The 16,928-nt window shown below is 62.9% G+C and carries 16 protein-coding genes; 14 read left to right on the forward strand and 2 right to left on the reverse strand.

Translation table 11 applies throughout. From position 1 onward, the window contains the following. The first annotated feature begins 18 nt into the window (after window positions 1–18). The 5 genes from ACSQ84_RS05600 to ACSQ84_RS05620 all read left to right on the forward strand — a co-directional run bounded on the left by ACSQ84_RS05600 (window position 19) and on the right by ACSQ84_RS05620 (window position 4,961). Window positions 19–1,236 (forward strand): ABC transporter substrate-binding protein, encoded by a 1,218-nt coding sequence (locus tag ACSQ84_RS05600; RefSeq protein ID WP_436210623.1) that lies wholly within the window; start codon window positions 19–21, stop codon window positions 1,234–1,236. 78 nt (window positions 1,237–1,314) lie between these two features. Then, the gene (locus ACSQ84_RS05605; protein WP_436210624.1) at window positions 1,315–2,178 is read left to right on the forward strand and encodes a branched-chain amino acid ABC transporter permease; all 864 of its coding nucleotides are present in this window, start codon (window positions 1,315–1,317) and stop codon (window positions 2,176–2,178) included. 1 nt (window position 2,179) lies between these two features. Continuing rightward, window positions 2,180–3,148 (forward strand): branched-chain amino acid ABC transporter permease, encoded by a 969-nt coding sequence (locus ACSQ84_RS05610; RefSeq protein WP_436210625.1) that lies wholly within the window; start codon window positions 2,180–2,182, stop codon window positions 3,146–3,148. Between the two features lie 150 nt (window positions 3,149–3,298). Then, a complete protein-coding gene (locus tag ACSQ84_RS05615; protein ID WP_436210626.1) occupies window positions 3,299–3,943 on the forward strand; it encodes a DUF47 domain-containing protein in 645 nt (214 codons plus the stop codon). A gap of 13 nt (window positions 3,944–3,956) precedes the next feature. Continuing rightward, a complete protein-coding gene (locus ACSQ84_RS05620; protein ID WP_436210627.1) occupies window positions 3,957–4,961 on the forward strand; it encodes an anion permease in 1,005 nt (334 codons plus the stop codon). Here the strand turns inward: ACSQ84_RS05620 and sugE are convergent, their stop codons facing one another. Next, the gene (gene sugE, locus ACSQ84_RS05625; RefSeq protein ID WP_212034055.1) at window positions 4,962–5,276 is read right to left on the reverse strand and encodes a quaternary ammonium compound efflux SMR transporter SugE; all 315 of its coding nucleotides are present in this window, start codon (window positions 5,274–5,276) and stop codon (window positions 4,962–4,964) included. Window positions 5,277–5,427: 151 nt separating this feature from the next. Between sugE and ACSQ84_RS05630 the strand changes: the two genes are divergently transcribed. The 7 genes from ACSQ84_RS05630 to ACSQ84_RS05660 all read left to right on the forward strand — a co-directional run bounded on the left by ACSQ84_RS05630 (window position 5,428) and on the right by ACSQ84_RS05660 (window position 14,440). Beyond that, entirely contained in the window at window positions 5,428–7,047 is a 1,620-nt protein-coding gene (locus ACSQ84_RS05630; RefSeq protein ID WP_436210628.1) for a peptide chain release factor 3, read from the forward strand. A gap of 259 nt (window positions 7,048–7,306) precedes the next feature. Further along, a complete protein-coding gene (locus tag ACSQ84_RS05635) occupies window positions 7,307–8,032 on the forward strand; it encodes a crotonase/enoyl-CoA hydratase family protein (RefSeq protein ID WP_436210629.1) in 726 nt (241 codons plus the stop codon). A gap of 60 nt (window positions 8,033–8,092) precedes the next feature. Beyond that, window positions 8,093–8,650 (forward strand): TetR/AcrR family transcriptional regulator, encoded by a 558-nt coding sequence (locus tag ACSQ84_RS05640; protein ID WP_436210630.1) that lies wholly within the window; start codon window positions 8,093–8,095, stop codon window positions 8,648–8,650. Window positions 8,651–8,735: 85 nt separating this feature from the next. Beyond that, window positions 8,736–9,350, forward strand: coding sequence for a hypothetical protein (locus ACSQ84_RS05645; protein WP_436210631.1), 615 nt, complete (start codon window positions 8,736–8,738; stop codon window positions 9,348–9,350). Between the two features lie 87 nt (window positions 9,351–9,437). Further along, entirely contained in the window at window positions 9,438–10,022 is a 585-nt protein-coding gene (locus ACSQ84_RS05650; RefSeq protein ID WP_436210632.1) for an NnrU family protein, read from the forward strand. Between the two features lie 2 nt (window positions 10,023–10,024). Continuing rightward, entirely contained in the window at window positions 10,025–11,620 is a 1,596-nt protein-coding gene (locus ACSQ84_RS05655; protein WP_436210633.1) for a class I adenylate-forming enzyme family protein, read from the forward strand. Between the two features lie 183 nt (window positions 11,621–11,803). Continuing rightward, complete coding sequence (locus ACSQ84_RS05660) at window positions 11,804–14,440, forward strand: hypothetical protein (RefSeq protein ID WP_436210634.1); 2,637 nt, start codon at window positions 11,804–11,806, stop codon at window positions 14,438–14,440. 41 nt (window positions 14,441–14,481) lie between these two features. Here ACSQ84_RS05660 and ACSQ84_RS05665 read toward each other — a convergent pair whose 3' ends face one another. Continuing rightward, on the reverse strand, window positions 14,482–15,345 hold the full coding sequence (locus tag ACSQ84_RS05665; protein WP_436210635.1) for a hypothetical protein: 864 nt from the start codon (window positions 15,343–15,345) through the stop codon (window positions 14,482–14,484). 279 nt (window positions 15,346–15,624) lie between these two features. Between ACSQ84_RS05665 and ACSQ84_RS05670 the strand changes: the two genes are divergently transcribed. Next, window positions 15,625–16,278: a tetratricopeptide repeat protein gene (locus tag ACSQ84_RS05670; RefSeq protein WP_436210636.1), complete on the forward strand. Its 654-nt coding sequence runs from the start codon at window positions 15,625–15,627 to the stop codon at window positions 16,276–16,278. 40 nt (window positions 16,279–16,318) lie between these two features. Further along, the gene (locus tag ACSQ84_RS05675; protein WP_436210637.1) at window positions 16,319–16,873 is read left to right on the forward strand and encodes a hypothetical protein; all 555 of its coding nucleotides are present in this window, start codon (window positions 16,319–16,321) and stop codon (window positions 16,871–16,873) included. The last annotated feature ends 55 nt before the right edge of the window (window positions 16,874–16,928 follow it).

Genomic DNA, 16,928 nt, shown 5'->3' on the forward strand with positions numbered 1-16,928 from the left:
AAATTCAGGGAGAAAAATATGAAACAGAATATTTCTGCACTTCTTTTCGGCACGGCGTTGACACTCGCCGCGAGCGGCGCGCTGGCGCAGGACAAAACCGTCAAGGTCGGCGTACTCACCGACAATTCCGGTCTTTATTCCGACCTCGGCGGCGCCGGTTCCACGCTCGCCGCCCAGATGGCGATCGAGGATTCCGGGCTTGCGGCCAAGGGCTGGAAGATCGATGTGGTCTCGGCCGACCATCAGAACAAGCCCGACATCGGCACCACCATTGCGCGTCAATGGATCGACGTCGAGAAAGTCGACGTCTTCGTGGACGTGCTCAATTCCGGTGTGGCGCTGGCGGTCAACAACCTGGTGAAGGAAAAGAACGCCGTCATGATCAATACCGGCGCGGCCTCGTCGGACCTCACCAATGCGCAGTGCTCGCCGAATACAATTCACTGGGTTTACGACACCTACATGCTGGCGAACAGCACCGGGCAGGCGCTGGTGAAGGCCGGCGGCGATACCTGGTACTTCCTGACCGCGGACTACGCCTTCGGCCACGCGCTGGAGCGCGATACTGCCGCGGTCGTGGTCAAATCGGGTGGCAAGGTTATCGGCACCGTCAGGCATCCCCTGAATTCGTCGGACTTCTCCTCGTTCCTGCTGCAGGCGCAGGCTTCCAAGGCCAAGATCGTCGGCATGGCCAATGCCGGTGGCGATACCACCAACACGATCAAGCAGGCGTCGGAATTCGGCATCGTCGCAGGCGGTCAGAAACTCGCAGGCCTGCTGCTGTTCATCAACGACGTCCACTCGCTTGGTCTGAAAGTGGCGCAGGGCCTGAACTTCACCGAGACCTTCTACTGGGATCTCAACGACGGCACCCGCGCGTTTTCCAAGCGCTTCTCCGAGCGCATGAAGAACAAGGCGATGCCGTCCATGGTGCAGGCCGGCGTCTATTCCGGTCTGATCCACTACTTCAAGACGGTCGATGCGATGGGCGGCAATCCGCATGACGGCATCAAGGTCGTCGAGAAAATGAAGGCGGCGCCGACCGACGATCCGCTGTTCGGCAAGGGCACCATCCGCGCCGACGGCCGCAAGCTGCATCCGGCCTACCTGTTCGAGGTCAAGAAGCCGTCCGAATCCAAGGGGCCGTGGGACTACTACAAGCTGGTCGGGACCACCCCGGGCGACCAGGCTTTCCGGCCGCTTTCGGAAAGCGCCTGTCCGCTGGTAAAGAAGTAACGACGATCGCCCGCCGGCACTGTGCCGGCGGGCCTGCTTTCGCGTTACCGCGTCACAACGAACTCGAGTGCGAAACCGATGCAAGCTCTCTACGCGCAGCTCTTGGTGGGACTGATCAACGGCTCGTTCTATGCGCTGCTCAGTCTGGGGTTGGCCGTTATCTTCGGCATGCTCAACATCATCAATTTCGCCCATGGCGCGCTCTACATGATGGGCGCTTTCTGCGCCTATTTCCTGCTCAACCTGGCGGGCATCGGATACTGGCCGGCGTTGATCGTCGCGCCGATCGTGGTCGGCATCTTCGGCATGATCCTGGAACGGACCATGCTGCAGTGGCTTGCCGGCCTCGATCATCTCTACGGGCTGCTGCTGACGTTCGGCATCGCGCTGATCGTGCAGGGGGTGTTCCAGAATTATTTCGGCTCCTCGGGTCTGCCGTACGCGATCCCCGATGAACTGAAGGGCGGCATGAACCTCGGCTTCATGTTCCTGCCGATCTACCGCGGCTGGGTCGTGGTGTTCTCACTGATCGTTTGCCTCGCCACCTGGTACCTGATCGAAAAGACGCGGCTTGGCGCCAATCTGCGCGCCGCGACCGAGAACCCGACGCTGGTACGTGCTTTCGGCATCAACGTTCCCCGGATGATCACGCTGACCTACGGGCTCGGCGTGGGTCTCGCTGCGCTGGCCGGCGTGCTGTCGGCTCCGATCAACCAGGTCCGGCCGCTGATGGGCGCCGACCTGATCATCGTCGTGTTCGCGGTGGTGGTGATCGGCGGTATGGGATCCATCATGGGATCGATCATCACCGGCTTTTCGCTCGGTGTGATCGAAGGCCTGACCAAATACTTCTATCCCGAAGCTTCAAACACCGTGGTATTCGTCCTGATGGTGCTGGTGTTGCTGGTGAAGCCAACGGGTCTGACCGGACGGGCGGCCTGATATGAGCGCATTGACTGACGATACACTGCCGGTATCACCGCGCGCCGTGCGCGACGAGATGATCGTATTCGCCCTGATGGCAGCGCTGCTGGCGATCGTGCCGCTGACCGGGATCTATCCGTTCTTCGTGATGCAGGCGCTGTGCTTTGCGCTGCTGGCCTGCGCGTTCAATCTCTTGATCGGCTATGGCGGGCTTTTGTCGTTCGGCCACGCGATGTTTCTTGGTACAGCCGGTTACTTCACCGCGCATGCGCTGAAGGTCTGGGGGCTGTCGCCGGAGCTTGGAATTGTGGTCGGCACTGCAGGCGCGGCCGGGCTTGGCGTCATTACCGGCGTCGTCGCGATTCGCCGCCAGGGCATCTACTTCTCGATGATCACGCTGGCGCTGTCGCAGTTGCTCTATTTCATCTATCTGCAGACGCCGTTCACCCATGGTGAAGACGGTATCCAGGGCATCCCGCAGGGCCATCTGTTCGGCCTCTTCAATCTCGCCAAGCCGACGGTGCTCTACTACGTCATCCTCGTCGGCTTCCTCGGCGGCTTCCTCCTGATCTATCGCACCATCAACTCGCCGTTCGGTGAGGTCCTGAAAGCGATCCGCGAGAACGAGCCGCGCGCGATCTCGCTCGGCTACAAGACCGATCAGTACAAGCTGATGGCCTATATCCTGTCGGGAACGATCGCCGGTTTTGCCGGCTCGCTGAAAGTGTTCGTGGCGCAGAACGCCTCGCTCACCGACGTGCACTGGACGATGTCGGGTGAAATCGTGCTGATGACGCTGGTCGGCGGTCTCGGCACTATCTTCGGCCCGGTAGTCGGCGCCTTCGTGATCATCGCCATGCAGCAATACCTGGCCGGCTTCGGTCAGTGGGTCACGGTGATTCAGGGCGTCATCTTCGTCGCCTGCGTGCTGACGTTCCGTCGCGGCGTGGTGGGCGAGATCGCGCATTATTTCCGCCGTTCGCTGTAAGCGGGGCGTTTTCCGGCCGATTTTCAGCCCCACAAAGCGGTGGATGACCGCTTTTCCGGGGTCCGTCGTCGCGCGCTTCCGGTGTGAATGGTCTATGACAGTTTTGTGACAGGCCGGGGACCCGGCCGTTCCGAAACGATGGATAGACCGATGCTGCGCTGGTTTCGCTATTTCCTGCCCAAGGAAGAGCGGTTTTTCGAACTGTTTGCCCGCCATTCCCAGACCGTCGCGCAGGGCGCGCTGGCGCTGCAGGACATGCTGCGCGGCGGCGACGAGACGCCGGTGTTCTGCCAGCGCGTCAATCAGTTCGAAAACGACGCCGACAACATCACCCGCGAGGTGCTGACCGCGGTCCGCCGCACCTTCATCACCCCGTTCGACCGCGGCGACATCAAGAACCTGATCACCTCGATGGACGATGCCATCGACCAGATGCAGCAGACCGCCAAGGCCGTCATTCTGTTCGAGGTCCGCACCTTCGAGCCGCCGATGCGCGAAATCGGAACGCTGATCGTCGAGTGCGCCAATCTCGTCGGCCGTGCTTTGCCGTTGATGCAATCGATCGGCCAGAACGTCGCGATGCTGACCGCGATCACCGAGGAGATCGGCAAGCTGGAGGGCCGTATCGACGATCTCCACGATATCGGGCTGAAGGAACTGTTTCTCAAGCATCGCGACGCCAACACCATGGATTTCATCGTGGGCGCCGAGATCTACAAGCATCTTGAAAAGGTTTCAGACCGCTTCGACGACGTCGCCAATGAGATCAACTCGATCGTGATCGAACAAGTATAGGCAGGGCCAACACGTGGATGCTGCGCTTGGCCTGCCCATTCTGTTCGCATTGATTGCGGTCGCGCTGCTGTTCGACTTCCTCAACGGATTGCACGACGCCGCCAATTCGATCGCCACGATCGTATCGACCCGCGTGCTGCGCCCGCAATATGCGGTGTTGTGGGCCGCGTTCTTCAACTTCATCGCCTTTCTCTTTTTCGGCCTTCACGTCGCCAACACCATCGGAACCGGCATCATCGAGCCCAGCATTGTCGATGCGACGGTGATCTTTGCCGCGCTGGTCGGCGCCATCGTCTGGAACCTGATCACCTGGGGGCTCGGCATTCCCTCGTCCAGTTCGCATGCGCTGATCGGCGGCCTGCTCGGCGGCGGGATCGCCAAGGCAGGCCTGTCCGCGGCGGTCTGGAGCGGGCTCTCCAAGACGCTGCTGGCGATCGTGCTGTCGCCGCTGGTCGGATTCCTGCTGGCACTGGTGCTGGTCGCGATCGTGTCCTGGCTCTCGGTGCGCTCGACGCCGTTCGCGGTCGACCGTGCTTTTCGCATCCTGCAATTCGTCTCGGCTTCGCTGTATTCGCTCGGCCATGGCGGCAACGACGCGCAGAAGACCATGGGCATCATCGCGGTGCTGCTCTATTCGCAGGGGCATCTTGGCACCACCTTCTCGATCCCGTTCTGGGTGGTGCTCGCGTGCCAGGCGGCCATGGGTCTCGGCACGCTGATGGGCGGCTGGCGCATTGTTCGCACCATGGGATTGCGGATCACCAAGCTGACGCCGATGCAGGGTTTTTGCGCGGAAACCGGCGGCGCCGCGACCCTGTTCATGGCGACCTGGCTCGGGGTTCCCGTTTCCACCACCCATACCATCACCGGCTCCATTGTCGGCGTCGGCGCCGCGCGGCGGGTCTCGGCGGTGCGCTGGAACGTGGCAAGTTCGATCGTCTATGCCTGGGTCATCACCATCCCGGCCTCGGGAATCGTGGCGGCGGCCACCTATTGGGCGGTGGTGCTGCTGCGCTGATCAGGTGACCAGCTTGAGCCCGACGATACCGGCAACGATCAGCCCAATGCTGGCGAGGCGGGCGGCGGTGGCGGGTTCGCCGAACAGCGCGATGCCAAGGATGGCCGTGCCGACGGCCCCGATGCCGGTCCAGACCGCATACGCCGTTCCAATCGGCAGGGTCTTCAGTGCCAGCCCGAGCAGGAGGATGCTCCCGGCCATCGCCGCCAAGGTCAGCGCCGACGGCACCAGCCGGGTAAAACCTTCGGTGTATTTGAGGCCGATGGCCCAGCCGATTTCCAGGAGACCGGCGGTGAACAACACAGCCCAAGCCATGACAAACCCTCCAGATAAGGCAGGGTCGTCCCCGCGCATGGTGTTGATCGGAAGGCCGTCCTTCCGGGCTCGATATGGGGCTTGCATCCGGCTTCGGCAATTGCCAATTCGCCCTTGATTGCGCCCGTTTTCCCTGCCAAACGCTCGATTCATGTCCGACATTGCCGTTCCAGCCGAATCGCCGTCCCGGTCGCCGCTTTCAGATGAAGTGGCGCGGCGGCGGACCTTTGCCATCATTTCCCACCCGGACGCCGGCAAGACCACGCTGACCGAAAAGCTGCTGCTGTTCGGTGGCGCCATCAACCTTGCCGGCCAGGTCAAGGCCAAGGGCGAACGCCGCAACACCCGTTCCGACTGGATGAAGATCGAGCGCGAACGCGGCATCTCGGTCGTGACCTCGGTGATGACCTTCGAATTCGATGGACTCGTGTTCAACTTGCTGGATACGCCGGGCCACGAGGACTTTTCGGAAGACACTTATCGTACGCTGACGGCGGTCGATTCCGCGGTCATGGTGATCGACGCCGCCAAGGGCATCGAGGCGCGGACGCGAAAGCTGTTCGAAGTCTGTCGCCTGCGCGATATTCCGATCATCACCTTCATCAACAAGATGGACCGCGAGAGCCGCGACACCTTCGAATTGCTCGATGAAATCGAGAAGACGCTGGCGCTCGACACCACGCCGATGACCTGGCCGGTCGGCCGCGGCCGCGATTTCCTCGGCACCTACGATATCGCTACCGGCGGCGTGCGCCTGCTGGAGGGCGGCGGCGCCAAGACCGGCGCGGCGCAGCAGATCGACATCGCTGATCTCGCCGGCCGCAGCGCCAATCTCGACGTTGCCGAGGTCAAGGACGAGCTCGCGCTGGTCTCGGAGGCCTGCAAGCCGTTTGAGCTGGAGGCGTTCCGCGAGGGCCATCTGACGCCGGTCTATTTCGGCAGCGCGCTGCGCAATTTCGGCGTCGGCGATCTCCTCGAAGGCCTCGGGCGCTTCGCGCCGGAGCCGCGCGCGCAGGAAAGCAATTTGCGCAAGGTCGAGGCATCAGAGCCGCGCATGAGCGCCTTCGTGTTCAAGATCCAGGCCAACATGGATCCGAACCACCGCGACCGCATCGCGTTCGCGCGGCTGTGCTCCGGTAAGCTCAGCCGCGGCATGAAGGCGAAACTGGTGCGCACCGGCAAGAACATGTCGCTGTCCTCGCCGCAGTTCTTCTTTGCCCAGGACCGCTCGGTGGCGGACGAAGCCTTTGCCGGCGACGTCGTCGGCATTCCCAATCACGGCACCTTGCGGATCGGCGACACACTGACCGAGGGCGAGGACCTCACTTTCGTCGGCGTGCCGAGCTTTGCGCCGGAAATCGTCCGCCGCGTCCGGCTGACCGATGCGATGAAGGCCAAGAAGCTGAAGGAAGCCTTGCAGCAGATGTCGGAGGAGGGCGTCGTGCAGGTGTTCCGCCCGCGCGACGGCGCGCCGGCGCTGGTCGGCGTGGTCGGTCCGCTGCAGCTCGACGTGCTCAAAGCGCGGCTCGATGCCGAATATTCGTTGCCGGTCGAATTCGAAGTCTCGGAATTCCAGCTGGCGCGCTGGATCTCTTCCGACGACCGCAAGAAGCTCGACGCGTTCATCTCGGCCAACGGTTCCGGCGTCGCCGACGACGTCGATGGCGATCCGGTGTTCCTCGCCAAGAACGAGTTCTATTTGGGCTATACCAAAGAACGCGCCGAGGGCGTCGTGTTTTCCCACATCAAGGATGTGAAGAAGAAGGGGTGAGGGGCCGCGCGGCCCCATTCTTGTCGTCCCCGGCTTGACCGGGGACCCAGTACGCCGCGGCCTCTCGATCAATCAACGATCGTCTCTGGAATACTGGATCACCCGCTTTCGCGGGTGATGACACCTGTGTTGTGGCTCTACTTCACCACTTATGCATCCAGTGGATGCCCGTATGCATTTAGTCTAGCTGCACCAGGCCGGTCTTGCGCGTCTGTCAGCTAAAGTATCCAATGGATGCTTATAAACCAGGGAGGCCAACATGACTGATCTTGCGACCTATTCCCGCATAGGCTCCGTCGGCACCATCGTGATGGACGACGGCAAGGCCAATGTGATGTCGCTGGCGATGCTGAACGCGCTGCATGCGGCGTTCGACCAGGCGGAAAACGACAAAACCGTCGTGATCCTGAAGGCGCGCGGCAAGCACTTTTCCGGTGGTTTCGACCTCAACGTCTTCGCCAGGGGCAGCGCCGAGGAGCAGTATTTGATGCTGAAGGCCGGCGCCGAACTGGCACTGCGGATCCTGTCGTTTCCGACCCCGGTGGTCGCGGCCTGCCAGGGCAACGCCTATCCGATGGGGGCGTTCCTGATCATGTCCAGCGACCATCGCATCGCCGCCGAGGGCAATTACAAGATCGGCATGAACGAGGTCGCGATCGGGCTCACGGTGCCGCGGTTTGCCATCGAGATCGCCCGGCAGCGGCTGACGCCGGCCTATTTCAGCCGCGTCGTGATGACGGCGGAAATGTTCGGGCCGGCGGAAGCCGTCACCGCCGGCTTCTTCGACCGCATGGTGCCGGCTGACGCGCTGGAGCGCAGCGCGGAGGAGGCGGCCGAGAAGCTTACGACGCTCAACATGGCCGCCCATGCCGCCACCAAGGCCCGGGCACGCGGCGCTGTGATCAAGATGATCCGCGGCATGATCGACGAGGACATCACCGCGCAATATGGCGAGGATCGCGTCAAGAACCGTGCATCGGCGTAAGCGAGGAAAATCGTGCGCCGCGACAGTGGCGTCGCGGCCAACGCCTTTGTATGAAGGGGCATGACCGCTGTGCCGCGCCGGGCGACCTATCGCCACGGCAACCTGAAATCAGCCACGCTGAAAGCCGCCACCCGTCTGGTGGCCAGAGCCGGCCATGAGCAGTTGAGCCTGCGCGCGGTCGCCGACGCCGTCGGCGTCGCGCACCGCTCGCTGTATAACCATTTCAGGGACCGCGAGGCGCTGCTCGATGCGGTCGCCACCGAGGCCTACAACCGGCTGGCCGCGATTCTGGTCAAGGCGAACACGCCGGAGGACTACACCGCGAAATACGTCCGCTTCGCACTGGCCAACCGCGCGCTCTATGCGCTGATGACCAGCCGCCCGCATGCGACGATGAAGCATAACCCGCAGCTGCAGACCGCCGTCCACGGGGTCATCACGCAGGCGATGCGGATATTCTGCCAGGATATCGAAACCCCGGCCGCGCGGCGCCGCGCCGTGATGAAGATCTACATCACGCTCTATGGCGGTATTTCGCTGTATGCGACCGGTATCCTCGACCAACCCAGCGAAAAAGCGCTGATCGCGGAACTTTCGGCGATGATATCAGGGAAATGAACGCGGGGATGTGAACGCGGACCGGCTTGAACCCGACCAAAGCGCGGACCAACTTGATTGGACCGCTCTTTAGGTAAACCGGTGCATGCTCCGGCGCATCATCCTCTGCCTGACCTTGACGTTTGTCTTGGCGTTCGCGGCAATCAGCGCCGCCGACGCCCAGTCACGGCGTCAGATTGATGCCACGCCGTTTTCGCATGCGCCCTGCAGGGTGCTCGACGGCCAGCCCTGCACGCCGTCGTTCTGCAGCGTGTTCAACGATGGCCCGTGCATTCCCGAGATCGATTATCCCTACGGCCAGAACCTGCAACTGACGATCGAAAGCGTGCCGCCAAAGGACCAGGCGGCGAAATACCAAAAGCCTGACCACGACCTCGACAACATCGGCGATCTCTTTGCGGCGCTGCGATCCTGCTGGACCCCGCCGCCGGCCGACAGCGCGCGCGAGGGCATGCAGATCTCGGTGCGCTTCAGCTTCAAGCGATCCGGCGAAATCATCGCAGCACCCCGGCTGACCTTCGCCACCGCCGGCGTATCGGCTGATACCCGCGCCACCTACTTAAAAGCGATCAACGCCTCGCTCGATGCCTGCAAGCCGCTGAAATTCACCGACGAACTCGGCGGCGCACTGGCCGGGCGCCCGATCGCGATCCGCTATGTCGATAATCGCGATTTGGGCAAGCAAGCCGAGAAGCCGTGAGACGCGGCGGCGGGTAGCGCATTGCGCTCCGAGCCTTATAAATGATAGGCGAGGGGTTCAGCCAAGGCGCGCAGGGAGAGCGACATCATGGGACTGCTGGTGATGATCCTGGGCCTGGTGCTGTTTCTCGGCGTCCACACGCTGACCACGCAACGCGAATTGCGCGCACGGATCATCGGCTCGGTGGGCGAGGGCGGCTACAAGATCGGCTATGCGCTGGCCTCGGTCGCGGGTCTGGCGCTGGTCATTTGGGGCTTTGCCAGTTACCGCGCCACGGGCTGGATCGAGGTCTGGAGCCCGCCGACCGCGTTCAAGCACATCGCCGTAGCCCTGATGCTGCCCGCGATCATTCTCGTCGTCGCCGCCTACATGCGCGGCCGGATCTACACCACGCTGAAGCATCCGATGCTGACCGGCGTCAAATTATGGGCGGCCGCGCACCTGCTCGCCAACGGCGATCTCGGCTCGATCATTTTGTTCGGCTCGTTCCTGGCGTGGGCGGTGTTCGACCGCATCTCGCTGAAACGCCGTGCGGACGCCGGCGGGCCACCGATCCCGGTCGGCGGTCCCGGCAACGATATGATCGCGATCGCAGTCGGGGTCGTCGCCTACCTCGCGCTCGCATTCGCGTTCCATCCGGTCGTGATCGGCGTCCCCGTGGTTGGAGTCTAGCGTTGGACTGGTCGCAACATCCTATTCCGGCGATGCGGCTCGAGACCCGCTTCGGCGATCGCGTGGTGCCGGCGTTCTGCGATCGGCCCGCCACGATCTGGGCAATGATATCGCAGGCCGCGGAGCGGAATCCTGACGGCGAGGCGTTGATCTGCGGTGATCGCCGCATGAACTGGCGCGACGTCGCCTCCCAATCGGCACGGATTGCGGCCGGGTTCCAGCGGCTCGGATTGCAGCCGGGAGACCGCATCGCGGTGTTGCTCGGCAACCGCACCGAATTCGTACTGACGATGTTCGCCGCCGCCCATGCCGGGCTGGTGACGGTGCTGCTGTCGACCCGCCAGCAAAAGCCCGAGATCGCCTATGTGCTGACCGATTCCGGCGCCAAGCTCCTGATTCACGAGGCGACGCTCGCCGATCGCCTGCCCGATGCGCGTGATGTGCCTGATCTCAAGCATCGGATGTCGGTCGACGACGGCAGCACCTCGCAGTTTGCCGCTCTGCTGGATCACGCAGCCTCGGCAACGCCTGCCGAGGTCGGCGAAGAAGATACCGCGATGATCCTCTACACGTCGGGCACCACGGGAAAGCCGAAGGGTGCGATGCTCGCGCACTGCAATATCATCCATTCGTCGATGGTCTTCGTGTCCTGCCTGCAGTTGACCGCGGCGGATCGCTCGATTGCCGCGGTGCCGCTCGGGCATGTCACCGGCGTGGTCGCCAATATCATGACCATGGTTCGCTGCGCGGGCACGCTGATCGTGATGCCGGAGTTCAAGGCCGCGGAGTATCTGAAGCTCGCGGCGCGCGAGCGCGTCACCTACACCGTGATGGTGCCGGCGATGTACAATCTCTGCCTGCTGCAGCCGGATTTCGACAGCACCGATCTGTCGAGCTGGCGGATCGGCGGCTTTGGCGGCGCGCCGATGCCGATCGCGACGATCGAACGGCTGGCGGCCAAGATACCGGGCCTCAGGCTGGCGAATTGCTACGGCGCGACCGAGACCACTTCGCCGTCGACCATGATGCCGGGCGAGTTGACCGCGCAGCATATCGACAGCGTCGGATTGCCCTGTCCGGGCGCGCAGATCATCGTCGTCGACCCGGACGGCCACGAACTGCCGCGCGGCGAGGTCGGCGAAATCTGGATTCACGGCGGCTCGGTCATCAAGGGCTACTGGAACAACCCGAAGGCCACGGTGGAAAGTTTTACCGCCGGTTTCTGGCATTCCGGCGATCTCGGTTCGATCGATGAGGCAAATTTCGTGCGCGTGTTCGACCGCCAGAAGGACATGATTAATCGCGGCGGCCTGAAGATCTATTCCGCCGAGGTCGAGTCTGTGTTGTCAGGCCACCCCGACGTGCTCGAGAGCGCGATTATCGCCAAGCCGTGCCCGGTGCTGGGCGAACGCGTCCACGCCGTCGTGGTGACGAGGGGCGAGGCCAGTGTCGCCGATCTGCGCGCCTGGTGCGCCGAGCGCTTGTCGGACTACAAGGTGCCGGAAACCATCGACGTCACCACCGAGCCACTGCCGCGCAACGCCAATGGCAAGGTGCTGAAGCGGCAGCTGCGCGAGGCCTGGGCGGCGGCGCAGTAACGTTGCCGGCAGTTCGTGCCGGATGTGAATGAATTTTCGCAATTAACTGTAAACGCTGCAATAAGTCCGACCGGCGCGCTGCAGGGCTTCAATTGTTCCCAATAGTTGATAGTTTGTTAATCGCGTTTATTGCCATCCCGTTATGCATAATCATTCCTGAATTGCGTGGGGCCCCTGTTTCCTATGATCGGTTTTGCGCCAGTTCTGGCAGTCAAATCGCATGTGACGGCAAAGCGCGGCCAAATCTCGGTCAGCGCTTTTGATCTGTTCGGGGCGACGGATGTCGATGGCAATTTCGTAACCGCATACACGCTCTGGAATACCCACGGCGATGGGCACTGGGTCATCAACGGGGCAATCCAGGCGGTCAACAGCCAGATCCATATTACCGGCGCGCAGTTATGGCAGGCCAGCTACGTGTTTGGCTCGCTAGCCGGAACGCTCCAAGTCAGCGGCCAGGTTGCTCTGGTCTGGGGAGGCTGGCAGGCCATCGGCATCAGCCCGCACGTTGACCATGCGCCCGTCGTGACCGCCCAGCCGGTCATGGCCAGGTTCGATTCGTCGGTTGCGGCTACTCAATTGTTCGCTGCATCTGATGCGGACGGCGATGCCATCACCAAGTACCAGTTGTGGGATTCGACGCCGGGATCGAAGAGCGGTCATTGGGTCGTTAACGGCGTTGCGCAGGGGACCGGGACGGCCATCGATGTTAGGGCCGATCAACTCGCCCATACGTCGTTTCACACCGCCATTACCGGCCTCGAAGTACTTTATGTCCGCGCGTTTGACGGCATGGCGTGGGGTGAGTGGCAATCCTTTACGATCAGCGTGCCACTGGACGGCGACTATCCGGGACCCTTTCCCAACCACGCCCCGGTCGTCCAACCCCACGACACCATGGCCTTGCACGGCGAAAGCCTGGCCGCGTCGACCTTGTTTTCAATTGGGGATGTCGATGGCGACCAGATCACCTGGTATGAAGTGTGGGATTCCACAGCCGGCGCCGCGAGCGGCAACTGGGTTCTGAACGGCGTTGCAACGCAGAGCAACGTGGCCATCGAAGTTAGCGCCAGTGAACTCGCAAATCTCAATTTCCAGAGTGGATCGGGCGCTGACGATCTCTGGGTCCGGGCCTTCGACGGCCGGGAGTGGAGCGATTGGGCCGCATTCCTGGTTACGGCGCCGCTCAATCAAGCGCCCGTTGTGGACGCTTCCAATGTCACCGCCGCGCATGGCCAGAATTCGGTCCTCGCCAGCGATCTGTTTGGCGTAACGGACGCGGACGGTGACAGCGTTACCCGGTATTCATTCTGGGACACCGAGGGCAACGGGCACTGGCTGCTCAATGGCGTCGTGATGTCCGCCAAGGCCGAGATCGATATCGCCGCCGGCCAACTCTCCCAGATGAGCTACGTGTTCGGCTCGGCGACGGATACGCTCTACGTGCGGGCCAATGACGGCGCCGAGTGGGGGGCGTGGCAGCGGTTTACCGCCAGTCCGTACGTCAACCAGGCGCCGCTGGTTTCGGTCTCACCTGCCGCGATGATAAGCGACGATACAGCTTCAGTGTCTCTGCTCCTCGCAGCGACGGATCTCGATGGCGATGCCATCACCAAATATCAGTTGTGGGATTCGACCACAGATCCGTCCAGCGGCCACTGGGTTGTGAACGGCGTCGCGCAGGCAACCAATGCGGCCATTGAGATCACGGCAGATCAGCTCTCGCAAACTTCGTTCCACGCCGGCACCAACATTTCCGACGTGTTGTATGCACGTGCGTTTGACGGCATGGAGTGGGGCGCATGGCAACGCTTCACCGTGGATGTAACGCAGGTTGCTTCGGCGCCATTGGGCCACGCGCCCCATGTTATCGGCCACGACACCGCTGCAACGCATGGCCAATCCCTTGATGCTGCGAGCCTGTTTGCCGCCAACGACGTCGATGGCGACCCGATGACCCGGTACGAATTCTGGGATTCGACCACCGATGCCAGCAGTGGCCACTGGATGCTGAACGGCGTTGCGACGCAGAGCGGCGTGGCGATCGAGGTCACGGCTGGCGAACTTGCGACCACTTCCTTCCAAAGCGGCTCGGGCATCGATCAGCTCTGGGTCCGCGCGTTCGACGGGTTCATGTGGAGCACGTGGTCCGAATTTCACGTCACCGCTCCGGTCGACACTGCGCCAATCGCCGTGGTGTCCGATTTCACCGCGAGCCACAACCAGAACATCGCTGCTTCGACGTTGTTCTCGGTGGTCGACGCCGAGAACGATGCCATCGCGGCCTATCAATTCTGGGATTCGACGGCAAATCCCGCCAGCGGGCACTGGAGCGTCAACGGCATCGCGCAATCCGCCGGCGTGGCGATCGATGTCACGGCGGCAGAGCTGGCCCAGACCACGTTCCAAAGCGGCTCCGGTACCGACGATCTCTGGGTTCGCGTCAATGACGGAATGATGTGGAGCGACTGGAAGCCGTTTCAGGTCAACGCGCCGGTCGACCTGGCGCCTGTGGTCACGGCATCCAACGTCGTTGCCGCGCCGCATCAAACCGTGGCGGCCAGTTCGTTCTTCACAGCGACCGACCCCGACGGCGACGCCATCACCAACTATCAGCTCTGGGATTCCTCGTCTGATCCCGCGAGCGGGCACTGGACGTTGAACGGGATTACGCAGGGCGTCAATTCGGCGATCGACATTACCGCCGCCCAGCTCGCAAACGCCGCGTTTCAGGCCGCAACGGCCCCGGCCGATCTCTGGGTACGCGCCAGCGACGGCACCGAATGGAGCCCCTGGCAGGAATTCCATTTGCTGGTCTGAGATTGCGCGTTGCGCGACGCCTCAAATCGATCGGCGGACGATCAGAGCTTCGGCGCGCTGCCTTTCGGCATCGCATTGCGTTCATTCTGTTCCGCGGCAAGCGCATCATTGTCGATCGCCGCCGCGCTGATCACGCGCTTGACGTCCAACAGCGAAAACTGCGCGATCCCGACCCGGTCGGGCGTAGCACCAGGTATCAGCTGCACGCTCAGCACGCCGTCGCAATTGGCGCCCTTGGCTTCACTGAGCATCGCGGCCAGCGTTTTCTCCTTGGCCTGCGCCCGCTTGACGACCGCGACGCAGCTGCCGCGGATGGTTTCGCCGTTGAGCTTGAGCGCGGCTTTGGGATCGAGCGGCTTGCCGATGGCCTCGATCGCGGTGGCTTCCTTGTATTTCGTGCCGACCGATATGACCGAGCCCTTGCGAAAGATATAATAGAGATGCTGGTCGCCGACGATGGTGGGCGCGCCGTATTTGCCCATGACGTCCTTGACCATGTCGGCCTTCGCCGGCTGCTGGTCCTTCGCAAAGGTGAGGTTGCGCGCCAGGAAATAAATGCGATTGCCGCTCGCGGGCGAGGAGAAGCTGCTCTTCAGCACTTCGCCGTTCTGGCCGGGCCCGGCGGGAAGGCTGAAATTCAGCGCCGAGATGAAGCTGATCGCGGTAGTGCCGAACTTCTGCTGCTGGATGTCTGACGTGGCGTTGCTGCGTCCCTTGAAGAACGATTCCAGCACCGTGCGGGCGGAATCAGCGGTGGAATCCGCCGAGATGCCCAAAATATCCGGCCGCTGTTTGCCGGAGAACGCCGTCTCCGGCGTCTTGGCCTTAAGGTCGTAGGCGTGGCTGGATGCGGGCAGGGCGGCGGCCCCGACGGCAAGCGTGACGACCAGGGCGCGGCAAAGCATGAAGCACCTGCAATATCAGACGAAAAACCAACAAAAATCGGACGGATTACGCCAAGCTTTGAACCGCGAAGTCAATATTCCCGAATGCCCCCAGCACTCCCGGACGCGCGCGGCATGGGACAACTTGCTTCCGGCTGCCGCCTTCAGCGTTAACGCTTTGATCCGGCTCGCTTTGCCTTGCCACCGCCATATCGTTAGGGTATCGCCGCCGCCATGCGGGGATCGGGCGCATGGCGCCGCCGCGCAGCCAGCGGCTCAGCGGGGATGGGATAGCCTTAAGTGTCTGAATTATTTAATGAAGTCGACGAGGAAGTCCGTCGCGATCAGCTCAAGAAGCTGTGGGACAAATATTCCATCTTTATCATTGCCGCGGCGCTCCTCGTCATCGCCGCCGTGGGCGGCTGGCGTGGCTACCAATATCTGGAAGCCAAGAAGGCGGTCGAGGCCGGTGCGGCCTTCGACAAGGCTGCGGAACTGTCGGAGGCGGGCAAGCACGCCGAAGCCGAGGCGGCCTTTGCCGATCTGGCGGCGAAGGCGCCGGCCGGATATCGCGTGCTGGCGCGGCTGCGCACGGCCGCGGAGCTCGCGAGCCGCGACCAGCAGGCTGCCGCCAAGATGTTCGACGAGATTGCCGCGGATCGCAGCGTCGGCGTGGCGCAACAGGATCTGGCGCGGATTCGCGCCGCCCAGTTGCTGCTGGAAACCATCTCCTATCCCGACATGAAGGCGCGCCTCGAGGCGGCCGCCGGACCGGACGCGACCTTTCGCCATTCCGCGCGCGAATTGCTGGCGCTGTCGGCCTGGCGCGCCAACGATGCTGCGGCGACACGGCAATGGCTGGACCTGATTGCCAATGACGGCGGGACGCCACCGAGCCTGCGCTCGCGTGCCGAAGCGCTGCAAGCGTTGCTTCCCCCGGTTGCAAAGAGCTAACGACAGCTAAGCCGGCCAACGAGATAAACGAGAAACGAGCATGCGTCGCCCGCACCGTCTGATCGCAGCCACCGTCCTCATCGCGCTCTCCGGCGCGCTGTCGGGCTGTAGCAGCATGGGCAATTTCGATCCGACCGACATGCTCGACTTCCTCGACACCAAGAAGAAGCTGCCGGGCGAGCGCAAGCCGGTTTTCCCTGACGGGGTGCCCGGTCTCGAGCAGGGCGTGCCGAAGGATCTCTACAAGGGCGCGCGCCAGCAGCAGATCGAGGATCCGAACGCCACGGCCGCGGTCGCCCCGCCGCCGCAGGAACCTCAATCGAAGGGGTCAAGATCCAGAGGCAGGCAGGCGCCGGCCCCGGTTGCCGCTGCGCCCGCGGCTGAACCCGCCGCAGATCCCGATGCCGCGCCCACGGACGAGGGCGGCACCAACGCGGCGCCGCCGGCGCCGAAGCCGAAGCGGATCGTGCGCAAGCGCACCACTGCGCCGCCGCCCGATCAGCCGGCGGCCTCATCGGCCGCGCCCGCGCAGTCCACCCAACAATCCGCCACACCGTTCCCGGCGCCGATGCCGAGCGGTACGTTTACGCGCTAAAAGCCATAGCGTTTTCGAGCGAAGTGGACGCCGGTTCGCATAGCAATCAAGTTTG

The organism is Bradyrhizobium sp. LjRoot220, from assembly GCF_964252915.1.
Lineage (GTDB): Bacteria > Pseudomonadota > Alphaproteobacteria > Rhizobiales > Xanthobacteraceae > Bradyrhizobium.

Excerpts from the sequence above, each read along its gene's own strand:
- ACSQ84_RS05665 (WP_436210635.1), bottom strand. The coding sequence starts at position 15,345 with ATGCTTTGCCGCGCCCTGGTCGTCACGCTTGCCGTCGGGGCCGCCGCC.
- ACSQ84_RS05600 (WP_436210623.1), top strand. The coding sequence starts at position 19 with ATGAAACAGAATATTTCTGCACTTCTTTTCGGCACGGCGTTGACACTC.
- ACSQ84_RS05660 (WP_436210634.1), top strand. The coding sequence starts at position 11,804 with ATGATCGGTTTTGCGCCAGTTCTGGCAGTCAAATCGCATGTGACGGCA.
- sugE (WP_212034055.1), bottom strand. The coding sequence starts at position 5,276 with ATGGCTTGGGCTGTGTTGTTCACCGCCGGTCTCCTGGAAATCGGCTGG.
- ACSQ84_RS05645 (WP_436210631.1), top strand. The coding sequence starts at position 8,736 with ATGCTCCGGCGCATCATCCTCTGCCTGACCTTGACGTTTGTCTTGGCG.
- ACSQ84_RS05605 (WP_436210624.1), top strand. The coding sequence starts at position 1,315 with ATGCAAGCTCTCTACGCGCAGCTCTTGGTGGGACTGATCAACGGCTCG.
- ACSQ84_RS05610 (WP_436210625.1), top strand. The coding sequence starts at position 2,180 with ATGAGCGCATTGACTGACGATACACTGCCGGTATCACCGCGCGCCGTG.
- ACSQ84_RS05675 (WP_436210637.1), top strand. The coding sequence starts at position 16,319 with ATGCGTCGCCCGCACCGTCTGATCGCAGCCACCGTCCTCATCGCGCTC.
- ACSQ84_RS05650 (WP_436210632.1), top strand. The coding sequence starts at position 9,438 with ATGGGACTGCTGGTGATGATCCTGGGCCTGGTGCTGTTTCTCGGCGTC.
- ACSQ84_RS05635 (WP_436210629.1), top strand. The coding sequence starts at position 7,307 with ATGACTGATCTTGCGACCTATTCCCGCATAGGCTCCGTCGGCACCATC.
- ACSQ84_RS05640 (WP_436210630.1), top strand. The coding sequence starts at position 8,093 with ATGACCGCTGTGCCGCGCCGGGCGACCTATCGCCACGGCAACCTGAAA.
- ACSQ84_RS05615 (WP_436210626.1), top strand. The coding sequence starts at position 3,299 with ATGCTGCGCTGGTTTCGCTATTTCCTGCCCAAGGAAGAGCGGTTTTTC.
- ACSQ84_RS05630 (WP_436210628.1), top strand. The coding sequence starts at position 5,428 with ATGTCCGACATTGCCGTTCCAGCCGAATCGCCGTCCCGGTCGCCGCTT.